The sequence below is a fragment of the Bradyrhizobium sp. BR14999 genome (assembly GCF_056106085.1).
Map to the genome: position 1 here is coordinate 5,668,071 of NZ_CM148536.1, position 20,334 is coordinate 5,688,404.

At 65.5% G+C, this 20,334-nt stretch carries 18 protein-coding genes; 14 read left to right on the plus strand and 4 right to left on the minus strand.

Annotated elements, in window-relative coordinates; genetic code table 11:
* Window positions 1–191 precede the first annotated feature (191 nt).
* Window positions 192–1,688 (plus strand): amidase, encoded by a 1,497-nt coding sequence (locus ACR9YP_RS26490; RefSeq protein ID WP_474217549.1) that lies wholly within the window; start codon window positions 192–194, stop codon window positions 1,686–1,688.
* 42 nt (window positions 1,689–1,730) lie between these two features.
* Window positions 1,731–2,963: an NAD(P)/FAD-dependent oxidoreductase gene (locus ACR9YP_RS26495; RefSeq protein ID WP_474217550.1), complete on the plus strand. Its 1,233-nt coding sequence runs from the start codon at window positions 1,731–1,733 to the stop codon at window positions 2,961–2,963.
* 126 nt (window positions 2,964–3,089) lie between these two features.
* Here ACR9YP_RS26495 and ACR9YP_RS26500 read toward each other — a convergent pair whose 3' ends face one another.
* The 3 genes from ACR9YP_RS26500 to ACR9YP_RS26510 form a co-directional block, all read right to left on the minus strand.
* Window positions 3,090–4,424 carry a dicarboxylate/amino acid:cation symporter gene (locus ACR9YP_RS26500; RefSeq protein ID WP_474217551.1) on the minus strand — a complete coding sequence of 445 codons (1,335 nt, stop codon included), beginning with the start codon at window positions 4,422–4,424 and terminating at the stop codon, window positions 3,090–3,092.
* 84 nt (window positions 4,425–4,508) lie between these two features.
* Window positions 4,509–5,066, minus strand: coding sequence for a biotin transporter BioY (locus ACR9YP_RS26505; RefSeq protein ID WP_474221119.1), 558 nt, complete (start codon window positions 5,064–5,066; stop codon window positions 4,509–4,511).
* A gap of 90 nt (window positions 5,067–5,156) precedes the next feature.
* The gene (locus ACR9YP_RS26510) at window positions 5,157–6,344 is read right to left on the minus strand and encodes a pyridoxal phosphate-dependent aminotransferase (RefSeq protein ID WP_438108642.1); all 1,188 of its coding nucleotides are present in this window, start codon (window positions 6,342–6,344) and stop codon (window positions 5,157–5,159) included.
* 193 nt (window positions 6,345–6,537) lie between these two features.
* Here ACR9YP_RS26510 and ACR9YP_RS26515 point away from each other — a divergent pair, with 193 nt between their 5' ends.
* From ACR9YP_RS26515 to aat, 10 genes are all read left to right on the plus strand, one after another.
* On the plus strand, window positions 6,538–7,938 hold the full coding sequence (locus ACR9YP_RS26515) for a M48 family metalloprotease (protein ID WP_370990326.1): 1,401 nt from the start codon (window positions 6,538–6,540) through the stop codon (window positions 7,936–7,938).
* Between the two features lie 100 nt (window positions 7,939–8,038).
* Complete coding sequence (locus ACR9YP_RS26520) at window positions 8,039–8,806, plus strand: DsbA family protein (RefSeq protein ID WP_438108645.1); 768 nt, start codon at window positions 8,039–8,041, stop codon at window positions 8,804–8,806.
* A gap of 217 nt (window positions 8,807–9,023) precedes the next feature.
* Window positions 9,024–9,827, plus strand: coding sequence for a DUF1236 domain-containing protein (locus ACR9YP_RS26525; RefSeq protein ID WP_474217552.1), 804 nt, complete (start codon window positions 9,024–9,026; stop codon window positions 9,825–9,827).
* Window positions 9,828–10,056: 229 nt separating this feature from the next.
* On the plus strand, window positions 10,057–10,524 hold the full coding sequence (aroQ, locus tag ACR9YP_RS26530) for a type II 3-dehydroquinate dehydratase (protein WP_018646964.1): 468 nt from the start codon (window positions 10,057–10,059) through the stop codon (window positions 10,522–10,524).
* Between the two features lie 35 nt (window positions 10,525–10,559).
* On the plus strand, window positions 10,560–11,054 hold the full coding sequence (gene accB / locus ACR9YP_RS26535; protein WP_091888034.1) for an acetyl-CoA carboxylase biotin carboxyl carrier protein: 495 nt from the start codon (window positions 10,560–10,562) through the stop codon (window positions 11,052–11,054).
* 62 nt (window positions 11,055–11,116) lie between these two features.
* Entirely contained in the window at window positions 11,117–12,475 is a 1,359-nt protein-coding gene (gene accC / locus ACR9YP_RS26540) for an acetyl-CoA carboxylase biotin carboxylase subunit (RefSeq protein ID WP_474217553.1), read from the plus strand.
* A 106-nt stretch (window positions 12,476–12,581) separates the two neighbouring features.
* Complete coding sequence (locus ACR9YP_RS26545) at window positions 12,582–14,108, plus strand: sensor histidine kinase (protein ID WP_474217554.1); 1,527 nt, start codon at window positions 12,582–12,584, stop codon at window positions 14,106–14,108.
* Window positions 14,105–14,545 carry a response regulator gene (locus ACR9YP_RS26550; RefSeq protein ID WP_091888040.1) on the plus strand — a complete coding sequence of 147 codons (441 nt, stop codon included), beginning with the start codon at window positions 14,105–14,107 and terminating at the stop codon, window positions 14,543–14,545. Before ACR9YP_RS26545 ends, ACR9YP_RS26550 begins: the two co-directional genes overlap by 4 nt.
* A complete protein-coding gene (locus ACR9YP_RS26555) occupies window positions 14,542–15,645 on the plus strand; it encodes a sensor histidine kinase (protein ID WP_474217555.1) in 1,104 nt (367 codons plus the stop codon). The genes ACR9YP_RS26550 and ACR9YP_RS26555 overlap by 4 nt, the downstream gene beginning before the upstream one ends.
* 62 nt (window positions 15,646–15,707) lie before the next feature.
* Window positions 15,708–16,388, plus strand: coding sequence for a leucyl/phenylalanyl-tRNA--protein transferase (gene aat, locus ACR9YP_RS26560; protein ID WP_474217556.1), 681 nt, complete (start codon window positions 15,708–15,710; stop codon window positions 16,386–16,388).
* A gap of 13 nt (window positions 16,389–16,401) precedes the next feature.
* Here the strand turns inward: aat and ACR9YP_RS26565 are convergent, their stop codons facing one another.
* The gene (locus tag ACR9YP_RS26565) at window positions 16,402–17,430 is read right to left on the minus strand and encodes a DUF2155 domain-containing protein (protein WP_438108655.1); all 1,029 of its coding nucleotides are present in this window, start codon (window positions 17,428–17,430) and stop codon (window positions 16,402–16,404) included.
* A gap of 209 nt (window positions 17,431–17,639) precedes the next feature.
* Between ACR9YP_RS26565 and ACR9YP_RS26570 the strand changes: the two genes are divergently transcribed.
* Complete coding sequence (locus ACR9YP_RS26570; RefSeq protein ID WP_474217557.1) at window positions 17,640–18,587, plus strand: alpha/beta hydrolase; 948 nt, start codon at window positions 17,640–17,642, stop codon at window positions 18,585–18,587.
* 11 nt (window positions 18,588–18,598) lie between these two features.
* Window positions 18,599–19,606 carry a Na+-dependent transporter gene (locus tag ACR9YP_RS26575; RefSeq protein ID WP_474221120.1) on the plus strand — a complete coding sequence of 336 codons (1,008 nt, stop codon included), beginning with the start codon at window positions 18,599–18,601 and terminating at the stop codon, window positions 19,604–19,606.
* Window positions 19,607–20,334 lie beyond the last annotated feature (728 nt).

Consider the following 20,334-nt stretch of genomic DNA (forward strand, 5'->3'; position numbering starts at 1 on the left):
GGCTCAGCCGGGCGTTTTTGTTTCGGCGCTCTCCTTGCTCGCACGACGGCGGCAGTTCGTCGTCACCAAGCGACGCGGCGTGTCTGGCGGAGCTGGAGAGAAGCTCCAAAACGCAAAAACTCGGTGGCAGCGCGTCCAACCGAGTGTCCGGTGTGCTAGATCGTCTTCACGACTTGAAAGGGGATTGGCATTTGTCAGAGCTTTGCGATTCCGGCGCGGTCGAACTGCGCCGCCTGCTGGCCGCCCGGGCGATCTCGCCCGTCGAGCTGCTGGAGTCCTGTCTGTCGCGGATCGCCGCCATCAATCCGGCCGTCAACGCCGTCGTGACGCTGGACGTATCAGGCGCACGTGCCGCGGCCAAGGAGGCCGAGGCCGCTATCCTGCGCGGCGAGGATCGTGGCGCCCTGCACGGGCTCCCCGTTCTCATCAAGGACACCCAGGACACGGCCGGGCTGCGCAGCACCTATGGCAGCCCGCTGCTCAGAGATAATGTCCCGGCGGCCGACCAGGGCTCGATCGCGCGGCTGCGTGCAGCCGGCGCCATCATCTTCGGCAAGACCAACACGCCGGAATGGGCCGCGGGCGGCAACACCCGCAACCCCGTGTTCGGCGCGACCGGCAATCCGTTCGATCCGATGCGCTCGGCGGCCGGCTCATCCGGCGGCTCAGCGGTGGCGCTCGCCTGCGGCATGGCCCCGCTCGCCTCCGGCTCGGACACCGGCGGCTCCTTGCGCAATCCGGCAGGCTACGCCGGCATTGTCGGCATGCGTCCGTCCTACGGCCTCGTGGCAAGCGAGAAGCGCGCGTTCGGCTGGTCCAATCTGTCGACCGACGGGCCGATGGCGCGCAATGTCACCGACACCGCGCTGATGCTGTCGGTGATGGCGAGTGACGATGCGCGCGATCCGCTTGCCTATACGCTGCCCGGCGAGCCGTTGCGCGGCCGCGCCGAACGCTGGGCCGCGCCGCGTGCCGCCGAGCTCGGCAAGCTGCGCCTCGCCTTCACCGAGGACTTTGGCTTCGCCCCGACCGAGCAGGCGATCCGGCGCGTGTTCCGGCAGCGCGTTGGCAAGCTTGCTCCGCTCTTCGCCGCATGCCGCGAAGCGACGCCGGATTGCGCCGGCGCGGACGACGCCTTCGCCGTGCTGCGCGCGGGCATGTTCCTGGCGACGCACGGCAAGAACTACAAGGAGCGTCCCGAGATGCTCGGCCCCAATGTCCGCGCCAATGTCGAGGAAGGTCTCGGCTACAGCCTCGAAGACCACGCGCGCGCCGCAACGACACAGACGCGGATCTATCGCGCCTATCAGAGCTTCTTCGAAACGACCGACGTGCTGATTAGCCCGACCATCACGCTGAGCCCGCGGCCGTGGTCGGAGCTCTACCCCGCCGAGATCGACGGCGCGCCGACAAAATCCTACTTCCACTGGCTCGCGCTCGCCTATGCCGTCACGCTTCCTGGCCATCCCGCCATCAGCATTCCGCTCGGCCTCGATGAAGCCGGCCTGCCCTTGGGCCTTCAGATCGTTGGCCCGCGCGGCGGCGACGCCGTCGTGCTCTCGGTTGCCGCGAGCATCGAAGCGGCGTTCGCGGATGATGTGCAATTGTGCCGGCCGGTCCCCGATCTGGCGCGGCTCGCCGCGGCGCCGCCGCTGTCGGCCGCACCAGGCTTCCTCGCCTGGGAATGACCCGACCTCGCCCACAACCAGCCTGACAGGAGATTTCTGCCAATGCAAAGCGCGATCGTTCTCGGCGGCGGCATGATCGGCGTCAGCGCGGCGCTGCACCTGCGGCAACGCGGCTGGTCCGTCACGCTGGTCGACCGCAGGGAGCCGGGCCGCGAGACCAGCTACGGCAATGCCGGGATGATCCAGGCGGAAGCGGTCCGCCCCTATCCGATGCCGCGCGACCTCGCCACGCTCCTGAAGATCGCAACCGGCCGCACCAACGACGTGCGCTACAGCTTGGCCTCGCTGCATCTCCATATCGAGCCCCTGCTCCGCTATTGGTGGCATTCGGCCCCGAAGCGGCATCGCGAGGCGATCGAGGCCTGGGCACGGCTGATCGCCTATGCGACGGCGGAGCACGACATCCTCATTCGCGAAGCCCATGCCGACAATCTCATCCGCCGCGCCGGCTATCGCATGCTGCATCGCGATCCTGCGTCATTCGATCTCGCGATCAAGACCGCGGAGGAAGACCAGCGCGAATTCGGCGTGAAATTCCGCGTGCTCTCCGGCAGCGAGCTCGCCAAGGCCGAGCCGATCCTGCGCGATGATCTTCCCGGCGCGATCCATTGGCTCGACACCTGGACCGTGTCAGATCCAGGTGCCCTCGTCACGGCCTATGCCGAGCTGTTCGAGCGCCTCGGCGGCACCATTGTGCTCGGTGATGCCCAGAGCCTGCGGCAGACCGCGACCGGCTGGTCTGTCGATACGGACCAGGGACGCCTCGATGCTCCCCACGCGGTCGTGACGCTCGGGCCGTGGTCGCCCGATCTGTTGAACAAGTTCGGCTATCGCATTCCGCTGGTACGCAAGCGCGGCTACCACATGCACTACAGCGGCGGCGCCTCACTCGACCTCCCGCTCGTCGACAAGGGCGGCGGCTACGCCATGGGCCCAATGGCCAAGGGCATCCGCATCACCACCGGCGCGGAATTGACCGGCATGGACGCGCTCGCAACACCGGTGCAGCTCGCCAGCGCCGAGGCCTCCGCACGCGAGCTGATCGATCTCGGCAAGCGGGTCGAACCGGATCCGTGGTTCGGCACGAGGCCCTGCACGCCCGACATGCTCCCGGTGCTCGGGCAAGCTCCACGCCATCCTGGCCTCTGGATGAATTTCGGTCACGGCCACCAGGGCTTTACGCTGGGGCCCGCGACCGGACGCCTGCTCGCCGAAATCATGGGCGGTGAGACGCCGGCGATCGATCCCGCGCCCTACCGGCCGGAGCGATTTTAGCGGTCGACGTTCCGATCTGAGCACGACGACGCGCGCCTTGCGCGGATGGTCGCCGAACGAAAAAGGGCTGGTCGAGGATCTCGACCAGCCCTGCTTGCTTCTGAGCCTGACGGCGCGTCGCGCCGATCAGTCCGTCGTGATCGCCGTCTCCATGTCGGTCGGATCGATCTGCTTGGAGAGGTTGGCGTTGAGCTTGTCGCGGTCGAGCTCGCGCTCCCACCAGGCGACGATCACGCAGGCGACGCCGTTGCCGCACAGATTGGTCAGCGCGCGGCATTCGCTCATGAACTTGTCGATGCCGAGCACGATCGCCATGCCCGGCACGAGGCGCGGATCGACCACGGCGAGCGTTGCCGCCAGCGTGATGAAGCCGGCACCGGTGATGCCGGAGGCGCCCTTCGAGGTCAGCATCGCCACAACCAGGATCGTCAGCTGCTGGCTGAAGGAGAGATCGTAACCGAGCGCCTGCGCAATGAAGAGTGTCGCCAGCGTCATGTAGATGTTGGTGCCGTCGAGGTTGAACGAGTAACCCGTGGGCACGACGAGGCCGACCACCGACTTGGAGCAGCCGAGCCGCTCCAGCTTTTCCATCAAGGATGGCAGCGCGCTTTCCGACGACGAAGTGCCGAGCACGATCAGGAGTTCGTCCTTGATGTAGGCCAGGAACTTGAAGATCGAGAACCCCGCCACGCGTGCGATGATGCCGAGCACGACGAACACGAACAACGCCGCGGTGAGATAGAACGTGGCGATCAGCCCGACGAGGTTGAGGATCGCGCCGGTGCCGAACTTGCCGATCGTATAGGCCATCGCACCGAACGCGCCAATCGGCGCTGCACGCATGACGATGGAGATGACGCCGAACACGGCATGAGCGGCGTCGTCGATGAAGCTGCGGATGGTGTGGCCGCGCTCGCCGAGGCTCATGATCGCGAAGCCGAACAGCACCGAGAACAGCAACACCTGGAGGATCTCGCCTTGCGCGAAGGCGCCGACCACGGTGTCCGGAATGATGTGCAGCACGAAGTCGACCGACTTCTGACCGGCAGCCTGCTTGGCGTAATTTGCAACGGCCGCCTCGCTCGCCGCGCCACTGCCGAAGCCCGCGCCGGGCTTCACCAAGTTGCCGATGATGAGTTCGATCACCAGCGCGAAGGTCGAGACGACCTCGAAATAGACCAGCGCCTTGACGCCGATGCGGCCGACCTTCTTGGCGTCCTGGATATGGGCGATGCCCGAGACGACGGTGCAGAAGATGATCGGCGCGATCACCATCTTGATCAGCTTGATGAAGCCGTCGCCGAGCGCCTTGATCCACTCATTGGTGGCGAGCTGTGGCCACAGCCAGCCGACGATGGCGCCGAGCACGATGGCAATCAGGACCTGGACGTAGAGAATTTTGTACCACGGCTTGGCGGCGGGCGGCGCGACCGGCGCTTCCGCCATCGTTGTCGTCGTCATCGTTTCACTCCCCCTCAAACTATGGGGCCAGCCAAGATCAACTTGGCCGGCCCTGTCAATTGGAACTGCTCGTTACTGCGCGTTTTACCCGCGGCGATCGACGATCCGGCGCGCTGCCGGCATCAACGCGGCGCCGAGCGCGTTCTTGACCAGCGAAGCCGCAATAAACGGCACGATGCCGACTTGCCAGGCCTTCGCGGCGCCGAGGCCAAGGCCAAACGCCAGCCAGCCGAACCCGGCGGCGAGAATGATGATATGGCCAACGGCCATCGCCGCAAACAGCAGCACCACGCTGCGATCCCAGCCGCGCTCGGCGAGCCAGCCGGTCGCGAAGGCGGCGGCAATGAAACCGAACAGATAGCCTGCAGTCGGACCAATTAGCGGTGCAATGCCCCCCACCGGACCGGCAAACACCGGCAGGCCGAACGCGCCCTCGGCGAGGTAGGCGATCATGGTTGCGCTGCCAAGGCGCCAGCCATAGGCAGCGCCGATCATCAGCACCACCAGCGTCTGCAACGTCATGGGCACATAGGGCAGCGGCAGGCTGACCTTGGCTGATAGCGCCATCAACGCGGTGCCGAGCGCAATCAGCACGAAGGCGCGCAGGACGCCGACGGTTTCGCCCGGCCGGGTCGGCCACATCAATGCGGCGAGAGGAGAATGCGATGTGGCGGCGGGCGAGAAAGATCGTTCGGACAAGATGAACTCCGGAAGTGGATCGAAAACTGGCGGCTATTTAAGCCAGTCAGCGATCCGGTCAACTGCCTCGCGCATCTCCTCGGGCGAACGTGCGTAGGAAAAACGAACGAACGAGCGTCCATGGATGGGATCGAAATCGAGGCCGGGCGTAGCCGCAACATGAGCCTGTTCCAGCATCTGCTTGGCGAACTCGAAACTGTCGGAGGTGAAGTCCGAGACGTCGGCATAAAGATAGAAGGCGCCGTCGGCGGGCAGGAACCTGGTGAGGCCGGCCTTGGGAAGTCCCTCGATCAGAATGCGCCGGTTTTCCTGATAGCCGTGCTTGATCTCCTCCATCTCGGCCGTGCCGTCGAAGGCGGCCTCGGCCGCGATCTGTGACAGCGCCGGCACCGAGATCGAGAGGTTCTGCTGCAGCCGCTCGATCGGCCGCACCAGGATCTCAGGCACGACCATCCAGCCGACGCGCCAGCCCGTCATGCAAAAATACTTCGAGAACGAGTTGATCACGAGTGCCTGGTCCGACAGCGCCGCCGCCGTCACGGCCGGAAACGCATAATCCAGCCCGTGATAGATCTCGTCCGAGATGAAGCGAATACCTGCGTCCTGCGCGGCCGCGATCAGGCCAGTGAGCGCCTCGCGCGACATCATGGTCCCCGTCGGATTGGCGGGGCTGCCGACCAGCACGCCCTTCAGCGGCGCCTTGCGATGGGCAGCAAGCAGCGCCTCGCCGGTGAGCGCGTGGCGCGTCTCGTTCGTGGTCTCGATCAGCACCGGCTCGCAGCCGAGCGCGGTGAGGATATGACGGTATGGTGGATAGCCCGGCACGGTCACCGCGACGCGATCGCCGGGCTCGAACATCGACAGGAAGGCCAGGATAAATCCGCCCGAGGAGCCGGTCGTCACCACGATCCGCTCGGGGCTGACGTCACAGCCATAGACATCGCGATAATGCCGCGCGATGCGCTCGCGCAACGAGGGGATGCCGAGCGCGGCGGTATAATCGATCCGCCCCGCTTCGAGCGCAGCATGGGCGGCCGCGATCGCGGTCCTGGGCGCGCCGGCCGCGGGCTGGCCGACCTCCATATGGATGACATGGCCGCCGGCGGCCTCGATTCGGGCCGCCGCCGCCATGACGTCCATCACCATGAACGGGGGAACATCGCTGCGGCGGGAGGGCTCGAGCCACTGTCCCAACCGGTTCCTCAATGTCGCATCGTGCATCGATTTCTGCTATTCGCTGGCAGACCGGTCCGTCCGGTCCGGAACACGGGGGCGCTTGCGCCCCAGACTAGCCGCATTGTACGGCTCATAAGGGGTAAGGCTCACAAGGGCATATCGCGTATCCGGTCCGCCGCCAATCGCCAAAACCAATCACGAAACTGCTTGACCAAGACCGTTTGACCCAGACCGCTTGATGTTGCTCCAGATCGCATTGCGCAAGAAGGCTTCTGCCCTCACCGCCCTCGTTACGGCCACGGCGATCGCGCTGACGCCGTTCTCGGCTGCGCGCGCGCAGGCCAAGGGGCCGCCGGTCCTGCGCGACACCGAAACCGAGCAGCTCCTGCGCGAGTATACCCGCCCGATCCTGCGCGTCGCCGGTCTGGAGAAGCAGAACATCCAGATGGTGATCATCAACGACGGCTCGTTCAACGCGTTCGTCGCGGACGGCCGCCGCATCTTCGTCAATTGGGGCGCGATCCTCCAATCGGAGACGCCGAACCAGATCATCGGCGTGCTCGCGCACGAGACCGGGCATCTGGCGGGCGGCCATCTGTCCAAGCTGCGCGAGCAGCTCGCGACGGCGCAGACCCAGATGATCATCGCGATGCTGCTCGGCGCCGGCGCAATAGCCGCGGGCAGCACCCAGCGCAGCAGCGCCGGCAATAACGGCCTTGCCAATGCGGGGGCGGCCGCCATCGCCGCTCCGCAGGAGATGATCCGCCGCACGCTGTTGTCCTATCAGCGCCAGCAGGAGGAGAACGCCGACCGTGCCGGCGTGAAATTCCTGACCGCGACGGGGCAGTCGCCGAAGGGCATGTACGAGACCTTCAAGCGCTTCACCAGCGAGAGCCTGTTCGCCGCGCGCGGCGCCGATCCCTATCTCCAGTCGCATCCGATGCCGGCTGAGCGCGTCGCCGCGCTGCAGGTGTTCGCAAGCTCAAGCCCCTATTGGGACAAGAAGGACGATCCCGCGCTCCAGCTCCGCCATGACATGGTGCGTGCCAAGATCTCCGCGTTCATGGAGCGGCCGGAGACGGTGTACCGCCGCTATCCCCAGACCAACGACAGCTTGCCGGCGCGCTATGCCCGCGCCATCAGCACCTATCTGCACGGGGATTTGCGCAGCGCGCTGGCCCAGATCGACGCGCTGATCCAGGTCCAGCCGAACAACCCGTACTTCTACGAGGTGCGCGGCCAGGCCTTGCTGGAGAGTGGGAAGCCCGCCGAGGCGATCGCTCCCCTGCGCAAGGCGGTGCAGCTTTCGAACAATGCGCCCCTCATCGAGATGTTACTTGGGCAGGCTCTGGTTGGAACCGATAATAAGGCCTACACCGACGACGCCGTTCGGATTCTCCGCGCCGCGGTGGCACGAGAGCCCGAGGCCGCGCTCGGCTATACCCAGCTCGCGATGGCCTATGGCCGGAAGGGAGACTATGCCGAGGCGGATCTCGCGTCGGCGCAAGCCGCCTACTTGCGCGGCGACAACAAGACCGCCCGCGAGCTCGCTACGCGCGCGAAAACCCGTTTCGCCGTCGGCACGCCCGGATGGGTCAAGGCCGACGACATCGTGGCGGCCAAGCCGCCGCGCAACTGACGCAACGCAAACGACGCCCGACACCACGACGTCACGACATCGAGCTTTGAGTCCGCCGCGACGTTTTACCGAAACCTGCTTTGGATAAGAGGATTTGACCATGCCTTCGCTGCGCCTGCTTGCTCCCGCGCTGTTTGCGCTCGCCATGTTCAGCGCAGCCGCGCCCGTGTCGGCCGACAGTTTCTCCGATAGTCAGCGCACCGACATCGAGGCGATCATCAAGAACTATCTCGTCAGCCATCCCGAGGTGCTCGAGGAGGCCATGACCGAGCTCAGCAAGCGTCAGGCCGCGGCCGAAACCCAGAAGCACGAGGCCAGCATCGCGCAGAATGCCGACGCGATCTTCAACTCGCCGCGCCAGGTCGTGCTCGGCAACAAGGACGGCGACGTCACCTTCGTCGAGTTCTTCGATTACAATTGCGGCTACTGCAAACGCGCCATGGGCGACATGCTCGATCTGATGAAGAGTGATCCGAAGCTGAAGGTCGTGCTGAAGGAATTTCCCGTGCTGAGCCAGGGCTCGGTCGAGGCGGCCCAGGTCGCCGTCGCCGTGCGCATGCAGGATCCCTCCGGCAAGAAATACCTCGACTTCCACCAGAGACTGCTCGGCGGTCGTGGCGCGGCGGACAAGGCGCGCGCGATTCAGGCCGCCAAGGAGGCTGGTCTCGACACCGCTAGAATCGAGAAGGACATCACCAGCCCCGAAGTGCGCGCCACCATCGAGGAGAACTTCAAGCTCGCCGAAGCGATGGGCATGAACGGCACGCCGAGTTACGTGATCGGCAAGCAGATCGTGGTCGGCGCCGTCGGCGTCGAAGGCCTCAGGGAAAAGATCGGCATCGCCCGCTGCGGCAAAGCGACCTGCTGATCCCACATTTTGCGATACTGAAAACGCGAAAAAGGCCGGCAGAAAAGCCGGCCTTTTTCTTGTGCCAAATCTTGGCGCGCCTCTGCAAAATCATTCATCCGGCGTTCAACAAACAAACAAAGCTGGTCGGAACCTCTTGGATTTCGGAACGACCGCGCTCTCCTTTCGTTGTCGGCGCGGGCAATGACGCAAAGAAATCACGTGAGGAGAGGTACAAATGACTAATCGCTTTTTGGTCTCGGTTGCAGCCTTGGCGCTGATCGCCGGCACCGGTTTCGCCAATGCGCAAGGAACCGGAACCAAGGACTACGGGAGTGGCCAGCAGACCCAGCACAGCACGCAGCCTTCTGGTGAGCGCAGCGGCTCCATGGGCAAGCAAGAGTCCATGGACAAGCAAGACAAGCATGACAAGGGAACGGTCGGTCAGGCCGGCGGCATGAAGGATCAGAAGGATCAGCCGAGCGCTCATGACAAGTCGACTCAGTCCGACAAGATGAACAAGGACCAGCCGGGTGCGATGCATGAGAAGTCGACGCAGTCGGAGAAGTCGTCGACGGTCGGCCAGAGCCCGCGGAGCGACGAGAAGTCCAAGGGTAGCATGAGCAAGGAAACCGAGACCAAGGGCAGCAAGGACATGAAGCCCCAAGGTCAGGAAGACCGCAGCGGTATGAATGCGCCTGGCCACCAGGGTTCCCAAACCCAGACCCAGACCCAGACCGGGACCGAGCGGTCGCAGACGACGACCGGCCAGGCTGGCGCGGCCGCCAAGCTCTCGACCGAGCAGCGCACGCAGATCACCTCAGTGATCCGCGAGGAGAAGGTGGCGCCCGTGACCAATGTGAACTTCAACATTTCGGTCGGCACCCGCATCCCGCGTGAGGGGATTACGCTCCACGCCCTGCCGTCGAAGGTCGTGACGATCTATCCGGAGTGGCGGACCTACAAGTTCGTCCTGATCCGCGAGGAAATCGTGATCATCAATCCGGATACCTATGAGATCGTGGCGATCCTGAACGCCTAAGGCCGGATCACCGCAACCTCAGGGGGCGGGCAGCGATGCCCGCCCCCTTTGCGTTCGGCCGGCAGCCATGCTTTGGACCGGTTAACAAGCAATTTCCGCAGCTTCCGCACAGGTTTTTGCGCACTGGATGAGGTACTTGAAGCCACCCGGGAGGCTCTTCAAGGCTTCCCCTCACGCGCTTTGTTACCTATAACCCCCGCCACGCCGAGGCACCTCTTCCGGGATTGGAATGGCTGAACCTGCAACCGACACGATCCTTGTCCTGAACGGGCCGAACCTCAACATGCTGGGGACGCGGGAGCCCGAAAAGTATGGCCATGCGACGCTGGCCGACGTCGAGGCGCTGTGCCGGGAGACGGCGGCGACCTTCGGCCTCAAGGCCGACTGCCGACAGTCCAACCGCGAAGGCGAGCTGATCGACTTCATCCACGAGGCACACGCCCGCAAGATGAAGGGCATCATCATCAATGCCGGCGGCTACTCCCACACCTCGATCGCGCTCCACGACGCGCTGCTCGCGGTGCAGATCCCGACGGTCGAAGTGCACGTGACCAACATCCACGCCCGCGAGAGCTTCCGTCATCACTCCTACACCGCGCGCGCGGCCTTCGCCTCGCTGTGCGGTTTCGGCATCGAAGGCTACCGCCTTGCGATCCAGGGCCTTGCCGCGAAGCTCGGCATCAAGCCCAAAGCCTGATGCCCCCTTCCAACAGAACATTCGGATCAAACAACATGGCGCGCCAGCCAGACGACAAAGCAGCCGCAAAGTTTTCCAGCGAGGATTCCGCGCTCGTCCGCGAGCTGGCCTTGCTGCTCGATGAGACCAGCCTCACCGAGATCGAGATCGAACGTGCGGGCCTGCGCCTGCGCGTTGCCCGCAACGTCAGCGTCGCCGCGACCATGCCGATGCCGGTGGCAGCCGCTCCCGCCGCCCTGCCGGCGGCGGCAGCCGCGGTCGCGCCGGCAACAGCTGCGGCCGACCTGTCGAAACATCCCGGCGCCGTGACCTCGCCGATGGTCGGTACCGCCTATTGGGCGCCGGAGCCCGGCGCAAAGCCGTTCATCGACGTCGGCACCAAGGTCTCGGTCGGCCAGACGTTGCTGATCATCGAAGCCATGAAGACGATGAACCAAATCCCGTCGCCGCGCGCCGGCACGGTGACGCAGATCCTGGTCGAGGATGGCCAGCCGGTCGAGTACGGCGAGCCGCTCGTCATCATTGAGTAACGGCCCCCGGCGGCCAGCCGCCCTCACCGCTTCCCGCGCGCTATTCGTCCCTTAAGGGCACCATGTTCGACAAGATCCTCATAGCCAATCGCGGCGAGATCGCTCTTCGCATCCTCAGGGCCTGCAAGGAGCTCGGGATTGCGACCGTGGCCGTGCACTCCACCGCCGACGCCGACGCCATGCATGTGCGCCTGTCGGACGAGAGCGTTTGCATCGGGCCGCCACCTTCAAAGGACAGCTATCTCAACGTGCCCGCGCTGCTCGCCGCCTGCGAGATCACCGGCGCGGATGCGGTGCATCCCGGCTACGGCTTCCTGTCCGAGAACGCGCGCTTTGCGGAGATCCTCGCAGAGCACAATCTGCATTTCATCGGCCCGAAGGCCGAGCACATCCGACTGATGGGCGACAAGATCGAGGCCAAGAAAACCGCCAAGCGCCTCGGCATCCCCGTGGTGCCCGGCTCCGACGGCGCCGTCGGTCCCGATGACGATGCGATGGCGATCGCGAAGAAGATCGGCTTCCCCGTGCTGGTGAAGGCTGCGGCCGGTGGTGGCGGCCGTGGCATGAAGGTCGCCCACAGCGAGGCCGATCTCCAGGTCGCGCTGTCGACCGCGGCCAACGAGGCCAAGTCCGCCTTTGGCGATGCGTCCGTCTACCTCGAAAAATACCTCCAGAAGCCGCGCCACATCGAGATCCAGATCCTTGGCGACGGCCGTGGCGGCGCCATCCATCTCGGCGAACGCGACTGCTCGCTGCAACGCCGCCACCAGAAGGTCTGGGAAGAAGGCCCCTCGCCCGTCCTCGCCGCGGCGGCGCGCGCCAAGATCGGTGAGACCTGCGCCAAGGCGATGCGCGAGATGAAATATCTCGGCGTTGGCACCATCGAATTCCTGTTCGAGGATGGCGAGTTCTACTTCATCGAGATGAACACGCGCATCCAGGTCGAGCATCCCGTTACCGAGAGCATCACCGATATCGATCTCGTGCTGGAGCAGATTCGCATCGCCGCCGGCGGCGATCTGCCGGCCAGGCAGGACGAAGTCCAGGTCATCGGCCACGCGATCGAGTGCCGCATCAACGCCGAGAATCCGCAAACCTTCCGCCCCTCGCCCGGCCGCATCCTGCAATACCACTCGCCCGGCGGCCTCGGCGTCCGCATCGATTCCGCCGTCTATCAGGGCTACACGATCCCGCCCTATTACGATTCCCTGGTCGGCAAGCTGATCGTACACGGCAAGACCCGCGCCGAATGCCTGATGCGGCTGCGCCGGGCGCTGGACGAGATGGTGGTCGAGGGCATCGAGACCACGCTGCCGCTGTTCCGCGCGCTGGTGCGCGAAGCCGATATCATCAACGGCGACTATCACATCCACTGGCTGGAACAATACCTGGCCTGCCAGGCGGAACCCGCCCCCCGATAATCTTCCTCCCCGTGGAACCCTTTGGCCCCAATCGCGTTCTGGAAGGTTGGGGCCAGTTCCAAGGGGGGCGCTTTTGAACTCCACTGAAATAGACAGGTGAACCGTCGTGAAGGCTGAAGGCCATCGACGGCGCGCATTCTGGCAGATCCTGCTGTTTTCGGCGGGCCTTTTGGTGCTGACCGTGATCAGCGCCGGCTCGGTCTACCTCGTCAACAAGGCGCGGGGAGACAGCAAATGGGTGGTCCACACCATCGAGGCGGAGAACCAGATCAACGCGTTGCTGCTCGAGGTCCGGCGCGCCGAAAGCGCCCTGCGCGGCTACCTCCTCACGCTGGGACCCGAATTCCAGACAGATTACGAAAGGTCCGTTGCGGCGATCATTCCCGCGCTCGACCGGGTCACGCGCCTGACCCGCGACAACCCCGCGCAGCGTGAGAACATCGAGAAGCTGAGCGCGGCGATTGAGACTCGTCTGGGCCAGTTCGCTCGCGAAATCGCTGCCATCAAGCAAGGCCAGCCGGACATGGCGACGGCACTGTCACGGGAGGCGGCGGCCCAGGGCGCCACCACCACGATCGGCAATGTGGCGGAGGCAATGATCGGCGAAGAGGAGCGACTGTTCCGGCTCCGGTCGGCGAATGCCGACAGCAGCCAGACCCTCGCTGCATCGATGACCGGCATCGGCTCCGGCCTCGTCGTGCTACTGGCGCTGATCTCGATCTGGCTGGTGCGGCGCTCGGCGCGCGCCCGCGACGAGGCCGAAGCGCGCCTGCGCGATGCCAACATCAATCTGGAGACCGTCGTCGATGAACGCACGGCTGACTTGCGCGAAGCCAACGACGAGATCCAGCGCTTTGCCTATATCGTGAGCCACGATCTGCGCTCGCCGCTCGTCAACATCATGGGCTTCACCAGCGAACTCGAGGAGCTCGGCAGCGACGTCTTCCGCCGCATCGGCAGCCTCACCCATGTCCCGGCCGACGGACCGCCACTGGCGCCCGGCGCCCCCGGCGAGATCGTGCTCGAAGGCGCCGACAAGCAGCTCTCGGATGACTTCTCCGAAGCGCTCGGCTTCATCAAGACGTCGATCGCCAAGATGGATCGGCTGATCTCCGCCATCCTCAACCTCACCCGCGAAGGCCGCCGCGAATTCCAGCCGGTGAAGATCGACACAAGCGAGCTGATCGGAGCCATCGTGTCGACGCTGGCGCACCAGGCCGCCGAAGCGCAGGCCGAGATTCACGTCGAGCCCCTGCCCAACCTCATCAGCGACCGCCTCGCCCTCGAGCAGATCTTCTCCAACCTGATCGACAACGCGATCAAGTACCTGAAGAGCGGCGTGCCCGGCGAGATCAGAATCCGCGGGCGCACCAAGCTCGGCTATGCCATCTTCGAGATCAGCGACAACGGCCGCGGCATCGATCCGAAGGATCACCAGCGGATATTCGACCTGTTCCGCCGCGCGGGAACCCAGGACAAGCCCGGCCAGGGCATCGGTCTTGCGCATGTACGCGCACTTGTGCGTCGCCTCGGCGGCACCATGTCGGTATCATCGGAACTGAACGCGGGCAGCACCTTCACGATCACGCTGCCGATCGCCTGGAACGTGAGTAACCGGAAGGCAGATCGATGACCAAGCCTGTGACCATCATCATGATCGAGGACGACGAGGGCCACGCCCGCCTGATCGAGCGCAACATCCGAAGGTCCGGCGTCAACAACGAGATCGTCTCCTTTGCCAACGGCACGGACGCGATGAAGCACCTGTTCGGTGCCGACGGCAGCGGGCTCGTGCAGAAGGGCAATGCGCTGCTGATCCTGCTCGATCTCAACCTCCCCGACATGACCGGGATCGACATCCTGAAGCAGATCAAAGAGAACAAATATCTGAAGGCTTCGCCCGTGGTGGTGCTGACCACCACCGACGACTCCCAGGAAATCAAGCGCTGCTACGAGCTCGGCTGCAACGTTTACATCACCAAGCCCGTCAACTACGAGAATTTCGCCAATGCCATCCGGCAGCTCGGCCTGTTCTTCTCGGTCATCCAGGTCCCGCCCGCCGCCTCATGAACCAGCACACGCCAACACTGCTCTACATCGACGACGACGAGGCGCTGTCGCGCCTGGTCGATCGCGGCCTGACGCGACGCGGCTACAGGGTCATTCATGCCGCGAGCGGCGAGGAAGGTCTCGAGCGCATCCGCCGCGCGGGCGCCGAGGGGGGCATCGATGTCGTCGCACTCGATCAGTACATGCCGGGCCTCGACGGGCTGGAGACGCTCGAGCAGATCATGGCGATCCCGGACGCGCCACCGGTCGTGTTCGTCACCGCGTCGCAGGATTCCAGCATCGCGGTCACCGCGCTGAAAGCCGGGGCGGCCGACTATCTGGTCAAGGACGTCCAGGGCGACTTCATTCCCCTCCTCCACGTCGCCGCCGAAGGCGCGCTGCGTCAGGCCGAGTTGCAGAGGGCGCGCGAGGAAGCCGAAGCCGAGATCCACGCCTCGCGCGACCGCTATGCCGCGCTCGCCGCCGAACGCGAGCTGCTGCTGCGCGAGGTCAACCACCGCGTCGGCAATTCGCTCCAGATCATCGCCTCGCTGCTGCATCTTCAGGCGAGCACCGCCGCGCAGGAGGAGGTCAAGGCGGCGCTGACCAATGCCATGGGCCGCGTCGCCGCGGTCGCGCAGGTGCACCGCCGCCTCTATACCTCGCAGGACCTGAAGAGCGTGGTCCTGAACCAGTATCTGGACTCGCTGCTGGAGGACCTCAGGCGCTCGGCCGAAGGCAACCGGATGTCGCGCCTGACGCTGAAGGCCGAGCCGATCGAGATCGATCCGGACCGTGCGGTTGCCGTCGGCATCATCGTCAACGAGCTGGTGATGAACGCGGTGAAATATGCCTATCCCGATGGCGCCGGTCCGATCCATGTCGAGCTGATCTCGCAGGGCGAGGATCTCCTGCTGTCGATCACCGACGACGGCGTCGGCGACAACGTCAAGGCCGATCCGCGCTCCACCGGCATGGGCCAGCGCATCGTCGCGGCCATGGCCTCCAAGCTCGATGCCTCCGTCGAGCGCGACCCCGCCCATAGTGGAACCCGCATCGTGCTCAGGTTCCGCCGCGTGCCTCCGGCCCCCGGCAAGACCAACGCCGCCGCCGCGAGCTGACTGGCGCGAGGCTTTGCGCCACCCATCGCAACCGCATTGCGATCCTGCTATTGTCGCGCGCCATGACGTCTCGCGACTCTGCCTCTTCTGAAATCACGCCGGCCGTGCTGCTGCGTGCCTATGCCTGCGGCATCTTTCCGATGGCGGAAAGCGCCGACGATCCGACCCTGTTCTGGGTCGAGCCGGAGCTGCGCGGCGTCATCCCGCTCGACGGATTTCGCGTGGCCTCGCGGCTCGCGCGCACGGTGCGCTCGGATACGTTTCGCGTCACCGTCAACACCGCGTTCAAGGCGACGATCGCCGGCTGCGCGGCGCCGCAGGCCGGGCGCGAGGATACCTGGATCAACAAGCGCATCCGCGACCTCTATGGCGGGCTGCACGAGCTCGGCCATTGTCACAGCGTCGAGGCCTGGCAGGGTGACGACCTCGTCGGCGGGCTCTACGGCGTCAGCTTGGGGCGCGCCTTCTTCGGCGAGAGCATGTTTCACACCGCGCGCGATGCCTCGAAGGTTGCGCTGGTGCACTTGGTCGCGCGGCTCATCCAAGGCGGCTTCGAGCTGCTCGACACGCAATATGTCACCGAGCATTTGAAGAGCTTCGGCGCGGTCGAGATCTCGCGGCGGCGCTACACCGCGCTGCTCGACAAGGCGCTCGCCGGCGAGCCCGGCGATTTCCTGAGGCTCTCTGCCGGTGAGGCGATTCTGGGGGCGCGCGCGCTCGAGATCATCGCCTCGCGGCAATGATCGATAGCCGGACTTACCGGCCGAACCCGGGGATACCGAACAAACCTGGCCGCTGCTCTGGTGGCGGAGGCGGCGGTGGGGCCGGTTGCTGCTGCTGGATTGGTGGCAGAGGCTGCGGCGGACGCTGCTGCACCTGCTTGGGCGCAGCCTTCTTCTGCGCGGGCGGCGGTGGCGGGGCCGGCTTGGCCGCGGGGTCCGGCGCGGCGGTGGCAATGGTCTGCTGCGGCTCTTTGCAGTCGGTGAGCCAGATATCGTAGATCGGATGCTCGACGCCGTGCAGGCCGGGGCTTGCGGCATACATCCAGCCCGAGAAGATGCGCTTCACCTCGCCCTGCAAGGTGATCTCGTCGACCTCGACGAAGGCGTCGGTGTTGGTGGCCTCAGTTGCCGGCCGCGTATAGCAGGCGTCGGTCTTGACCCGCAGCGCGCCGAACTGGACGGTCTCGCCGATCTCCTCGTCGAAATTGATGATACGCCCGGTGATCTTGTCGAGGCCGGAGAAGGTCGCCTTCTTGTTCACGATCTTCTGGGCCGGCGGTTCGGTCACGACCTCGTCGCCCGGCTGGAGGCTCGCCGGCGTCTGCGGGACCGTGCCAGGTGCGCCCTTCTGCTGGGGCTGGCGCTGACCCGGCGCGCCTTGCGGACTGGGCGGGGCGATCGCCGCGGAGGGCGGCTGGTTTGGCGGCGCGACGCTGGAGCCCGGCGGCGGCGCCAGGGGCTGGGTCTCGACCGGCCCGGGCATCACATTGCCCTGCCGGCCCGGAGGCGGCGGCATCGGGCGCGACGGCAGCACCCGGCCCTGCGGCGGCAGCTCCGGCACCTCTTCGTCGTCGTCGGGGATCTGCTGCGGCTGCGGCTGGCCGCGTGGAATGTTGCCGGGCGGCCGCAGCGGCGGCGGATCGGAGAAAATCGTGCCGATCTGCGCCTGGGCCGGCGTCGCAACCGTGAGCGCGGTGGCGGCCAGCAGCGCCGCAAGGCCTGTCAGGGAAAGGGTTTTGAACATCTCGCGCGGCTTCAACAGCGAATCGGGCTTGTTGGACATTCTACAGGGGATACCGCCGCTCGCAGGCCCTCCGGTTAACACGGCGAATACGGCGGGGGAAGGGCGGCATCCCTGCCCCGCCCTGCGCCGACTGGCCAGACCAGCCCCCGGATGGGATAGTCGCAAAGACCCTTCCCCGGGGCCGCGGCGGGCGTCGCCCCCCGAAACGACAGTCCAACCATAACTGGAAACCCCAGAGGCCGCCCCCCATGCCCGTTGTGCTCGATCCCGATGCCGCCGCCGTCTACAAGGCGTTCCAGGAGGCCGGCCGGCCCGCTTACGAGACCCTGACCGCACCGGAGGCGCGCGCCTATTATTCGCAGGCGCGCTTTGCCACCAACCCCGAGCCGCCGGAGCTTGCCCGCGTCGCAGAGCTCGCAATCCCGGCGCCGCATGGCGTGATCCCCGCCCGCCTCTACGTTCCGAAGGAACCGCGCCGGCGCGATGGCCTGTCGCCGGCGCTGGTGTTCTTCCACGGCGGCGGCTGGGTGATCGGCGATCTCGACTCCCATGACGTCGTCTGCCGCCAGCTCGCGGTCGAAGGCGCGCTGATCGTGATCTCGGTCGACTATCGCCTTGCGCCCGAGCACAAGTTTCCTGCCGCCATCGAGGACGCCATCGCCGCCACCAAATGGGTAGCCGCGAATGCGCATGAGCTCGGCATCGACGCCTCGCGCCTCTCGATCGGCGGCGACAGCGCCGGCGGCAATCTCACCGCGGTCGTGGCACTCGCCGCGCGTGACGCTGGCGGTCCCACGCTCGCGGGCCAGGTCCTGATCTATCCGGCCACCGATTTCGCGATGACGCACGGCTCCCACAGCGAGCCCGAGACCAGCGTGCTGCTGACCCATTCGGTGATCCGCTGGTTCCGCGACCACTATCTCAATGGCGCGGCCGACATCCACGACTGGCGCGCCTCGCCCGCGCGCGCTGCGAGCCTCATTGGCCTGCCACCGGCCTATGTGCTGACCGCCGGCGCCGATCCCCTCCGCGACGAAGGCGACGAATATGCCGAGCGTCTGAAGCAGGCCGGTGTACCCGTGACTACCAAGCACTATCCCGGTCAGTTCCACGGCTTCTTCACGATGGGAAGATTGTTGCAAGAGGCCAATGTCGCCGTGCGCGAGATCGGCGCGTGGCTGAAGGCGCTGGGCTGACGCCGTTCCGCATGCCCTCCGTTCTTCAAACCGTCTTCGCTCTCCCCCTGCGCGGGCTGACATGGCTCGGCGGTCAGGGCACGCGCGCGGTGGCGGCCATCGCGTTCATCGCGGTCGCGGTGCCGCCGCTCGGTGCGCTGCTGCGTCCCTATGTCACCGAGGCGATCTTCCTTCTGCTCTGCATCTCCTTCATGCGCGTCGATCTCGTCGCGCTGTACGGACATCTGCGCCGGCCGGCGCTGGTCGCGGCCGCCGCGGCCTGGACCACGATCGGCGTGCCGCTGATCGTCGCCCTGGCCGTTTACGCGACCGGGCTGACCAATAGCTCGCCCGGCCTTGCGCTTGCGCTGATGCTCCAGGGCATGGCCTCGCCGATGATGGCGGCGCCGGCCCTTGCCGCGCTGATGGGCCTCGATGCCACCTTGGTGCTGGTCACGCTGGTGACCTCGACCGCGCTCGTGCCTTTCACCGCCTCGCTGTTCGCCAGCCTCTTTCTCGGCGGCATGCTCAGCATCGCGCCGCTGACGCTCGGCCTGAAGCTGCTCGGCATCCTCGCCGCATCGCTGCTGGCCGCGACGATCATCCGCCGCCTGTTCGGCACCGCAGCGATTCAGCGTCACAAGCGGCCGATCGACGGCATCAACATCGTCATCCTCTTGGTGTTCGCCTCCGCGGTGATGGGCGACGTCGCCACCGACCTCATCACCGATCCCCTGTTCACGATCGCCGTCGCGCTGCTGGCTTTTGCGGTCTATTTCACGCTGCTCGCCGTCACGACGCTGATCTTCCGCCGCATCGGCACCGAGCGCGCCTTCGCGATTGGCCTGATGGTGTCACAGCGCAATCTGGGCCTGATGCTGGCGGCAACCGCCGGCGCGCTGCCGGCCACGACCTGGCTCTATTTCGCGCTGACGCAGTTTCCGATTCATCTCGCGCCGTACCTGCTGATGCCGATCGCCCGGCGCTTGACCGCGCGTGCAGATACGTCGAGCGGGGCGGCGGCAAATAGGACGATCTAAGCAGTACGCATAATCCAGGATGTCTGCTTTCTCGCGTAATCGGACAGGCGGTCCCAGCTCGGAATGTCGCCTGTGGAACCCGAAGCAGTCATGCGGCATTCAGACACACAACGCCGGTTAACTTTGGTTATTTTTTTAATTTTAAATGGCAAATAAAATGTTTTATCTTAAATCGCAGACCGCTCGGCGGAGCGCAATCTAAGCGCAACTTAGGAAGGGGAGCGGATCCATGAAGGTCACCTGGGGCGTTCTTTCCGCAGCAGCATTTGCGTTGACTCTGGCGATGACGACCGTGCCGTCTGCCTCAGCTTGCAACGGCAATGGGAATTGTCCCAGCGCGCCCGGCCAAACGAGGGGAGCCGCCGGACCGATTGCAGGTGCCGGCCTTCCTATTCTCGCGATCGGATACGGGGTGTACTGGCTGGTAAGACGGCGGCGGACTCGCTAGTTGCGTAGTCGTCGCGATCGCTCATATTCGAGCTGATCTGATCGTCCGCTTCCGGACCCAAGGCGGACATTCGCCTTTGCCTCGTTGACGTCCGCTTTTGTGAAGGGTTTCGGATGCCGGCCGCATGACTGATGGCGCGGCACATTCGGCGGCCGGCGTCCGAAAGCCTCCAAGGGAGGAAACCGCGCATGGTGGGCAGGAAGGGTGCGGCGGGCTCTATGGGGATTTGAGCTCTGCGGGCGAACTGGCCGATGGAGTTCGAAGCAATGCAGCGAGCTGC

What these genes read in the sequence shown, in the direction of transcription:
- ACR9YP_RS26555 (WP_474217555.1), top strand. Translation starts at nt 14,542, where the DNA reads ATGAACCAGCACACGCCAACACTGCTCTACATCGACGACGACGAGGCG.
- ACR9YP_RS26515 (WP_370990326.1), top strand. Translation starts at nt 6,538, where the DNA reads ATGTTGCTCCAGATCGCATTGCGCAAGAAGGCTTCTGCCCTCACCGCC.
- aat (WP_474217556.1), top strand. Translation starts at nt 15,708, where the DNA reads ATGACGTCTCGCGACTCTGCCTCTTCTGAAATCACGCCGGCCGTGCTG.
- ACR9YP_RS26500 (WP_474217551.1), bottom strand. Translation starts at nt 4,424, where the DNA reads ATGACGACGACAACGATGGCGGAAGCGCCGGTCGCGCCGCCCGCCGCC.
- ACR9YP_RS26575 (WP_474221120.1), top strand. Translation starts at nt 18,599, where the DNA reads ATGCCCTCCGTTCTTCAAACCGTCTTCGCTCTCCCCCTGCGCGGGCTG.
- ACR9YP_RS26525 (WP_474217552.1), top strand. Translation starts at nt 9,024, where the DNA reads ATGACTAATCGCTTTTTGGTCTCGGTTGCAGCCTTGGCGCTGATCGCC.
- ACR9YP_RS26510 (WP_438108642.1), bottom strand. Translation starts at nt 6,344, where the DNA reads ATGCACGATGCGACATTGAGGAACCGGTTGGGACAGTGGCTCGAGCCC.
- ACR9YP_RS26550 (WP_091888040.1), top strand. Translation starts at nt 14,105, where the DNA reads ATGACCAAGCCTGTGACCATCATCATGATCGAGGACGACGAGGGCCAC.
- accC (WP_474217553.1), top strand. Translation starts at nt 11,117, where the DNA reads ATGTTCGACAAGATCCTCATAGCCAATCGCGGCGAGATCGCTCTTCGC.
- aroQ (WP_018646964.1), top strand. Translation starts at nt 10,057, where the DNA reads ATGGCTGAACCTGCAACCGACACGATCCTTGTCCTGAACGGGCCGAAC.
- accB (WP_091888034.1), top strand. Translation starts at nt 10,560, where the DNA reads ATGGCGCGCCAGCCAGACGACAAAGCAGCCGCAAAGTTTTCCAGCGAG.
- ACR9YP_RS26505 (WP_474221119.1), bottom strand. Translation starts at nt 5,066, where the DNA reads ATGTGGCCGACCCGGCCGGGCGAAACCGTCGGCGTCCTGCGCGCCTTC.
- ACR9YP_RS26570 (WP_474217557.1), top strand. Translation starts at nt 17,640, where the DNA reads ATGCCCGTTGTGCTCGATCCCGATGCCGCCGCCGTCTACAAGGCGTTC.
- ACR9YP_RS26565 (WP_438108655.1), bottom strand. Translation starts at nt 17,430, where the DNA reads ATGTCCAACAAGCCCGATTCGCTGTTGAAGCCGCGCGAGATGTTCAAA.
- ACR9YP_RS26520 (WP_438108645.1), top strand. Translation starts at nt 8,039, where the DNA reads ATGCCTTCGCTGCGCCTGCTTGCTCCCGCGCTGTTTGCGCTCGCCATG.
- ACR9YP_RS26495 (WP_474217550.1), top strand. Translation starts at nt 1,731, where the DNA reads ATGCAAAGCGCGATCGTTCTCGGCGGCGGCATGATCGGCGTCAGCGCG.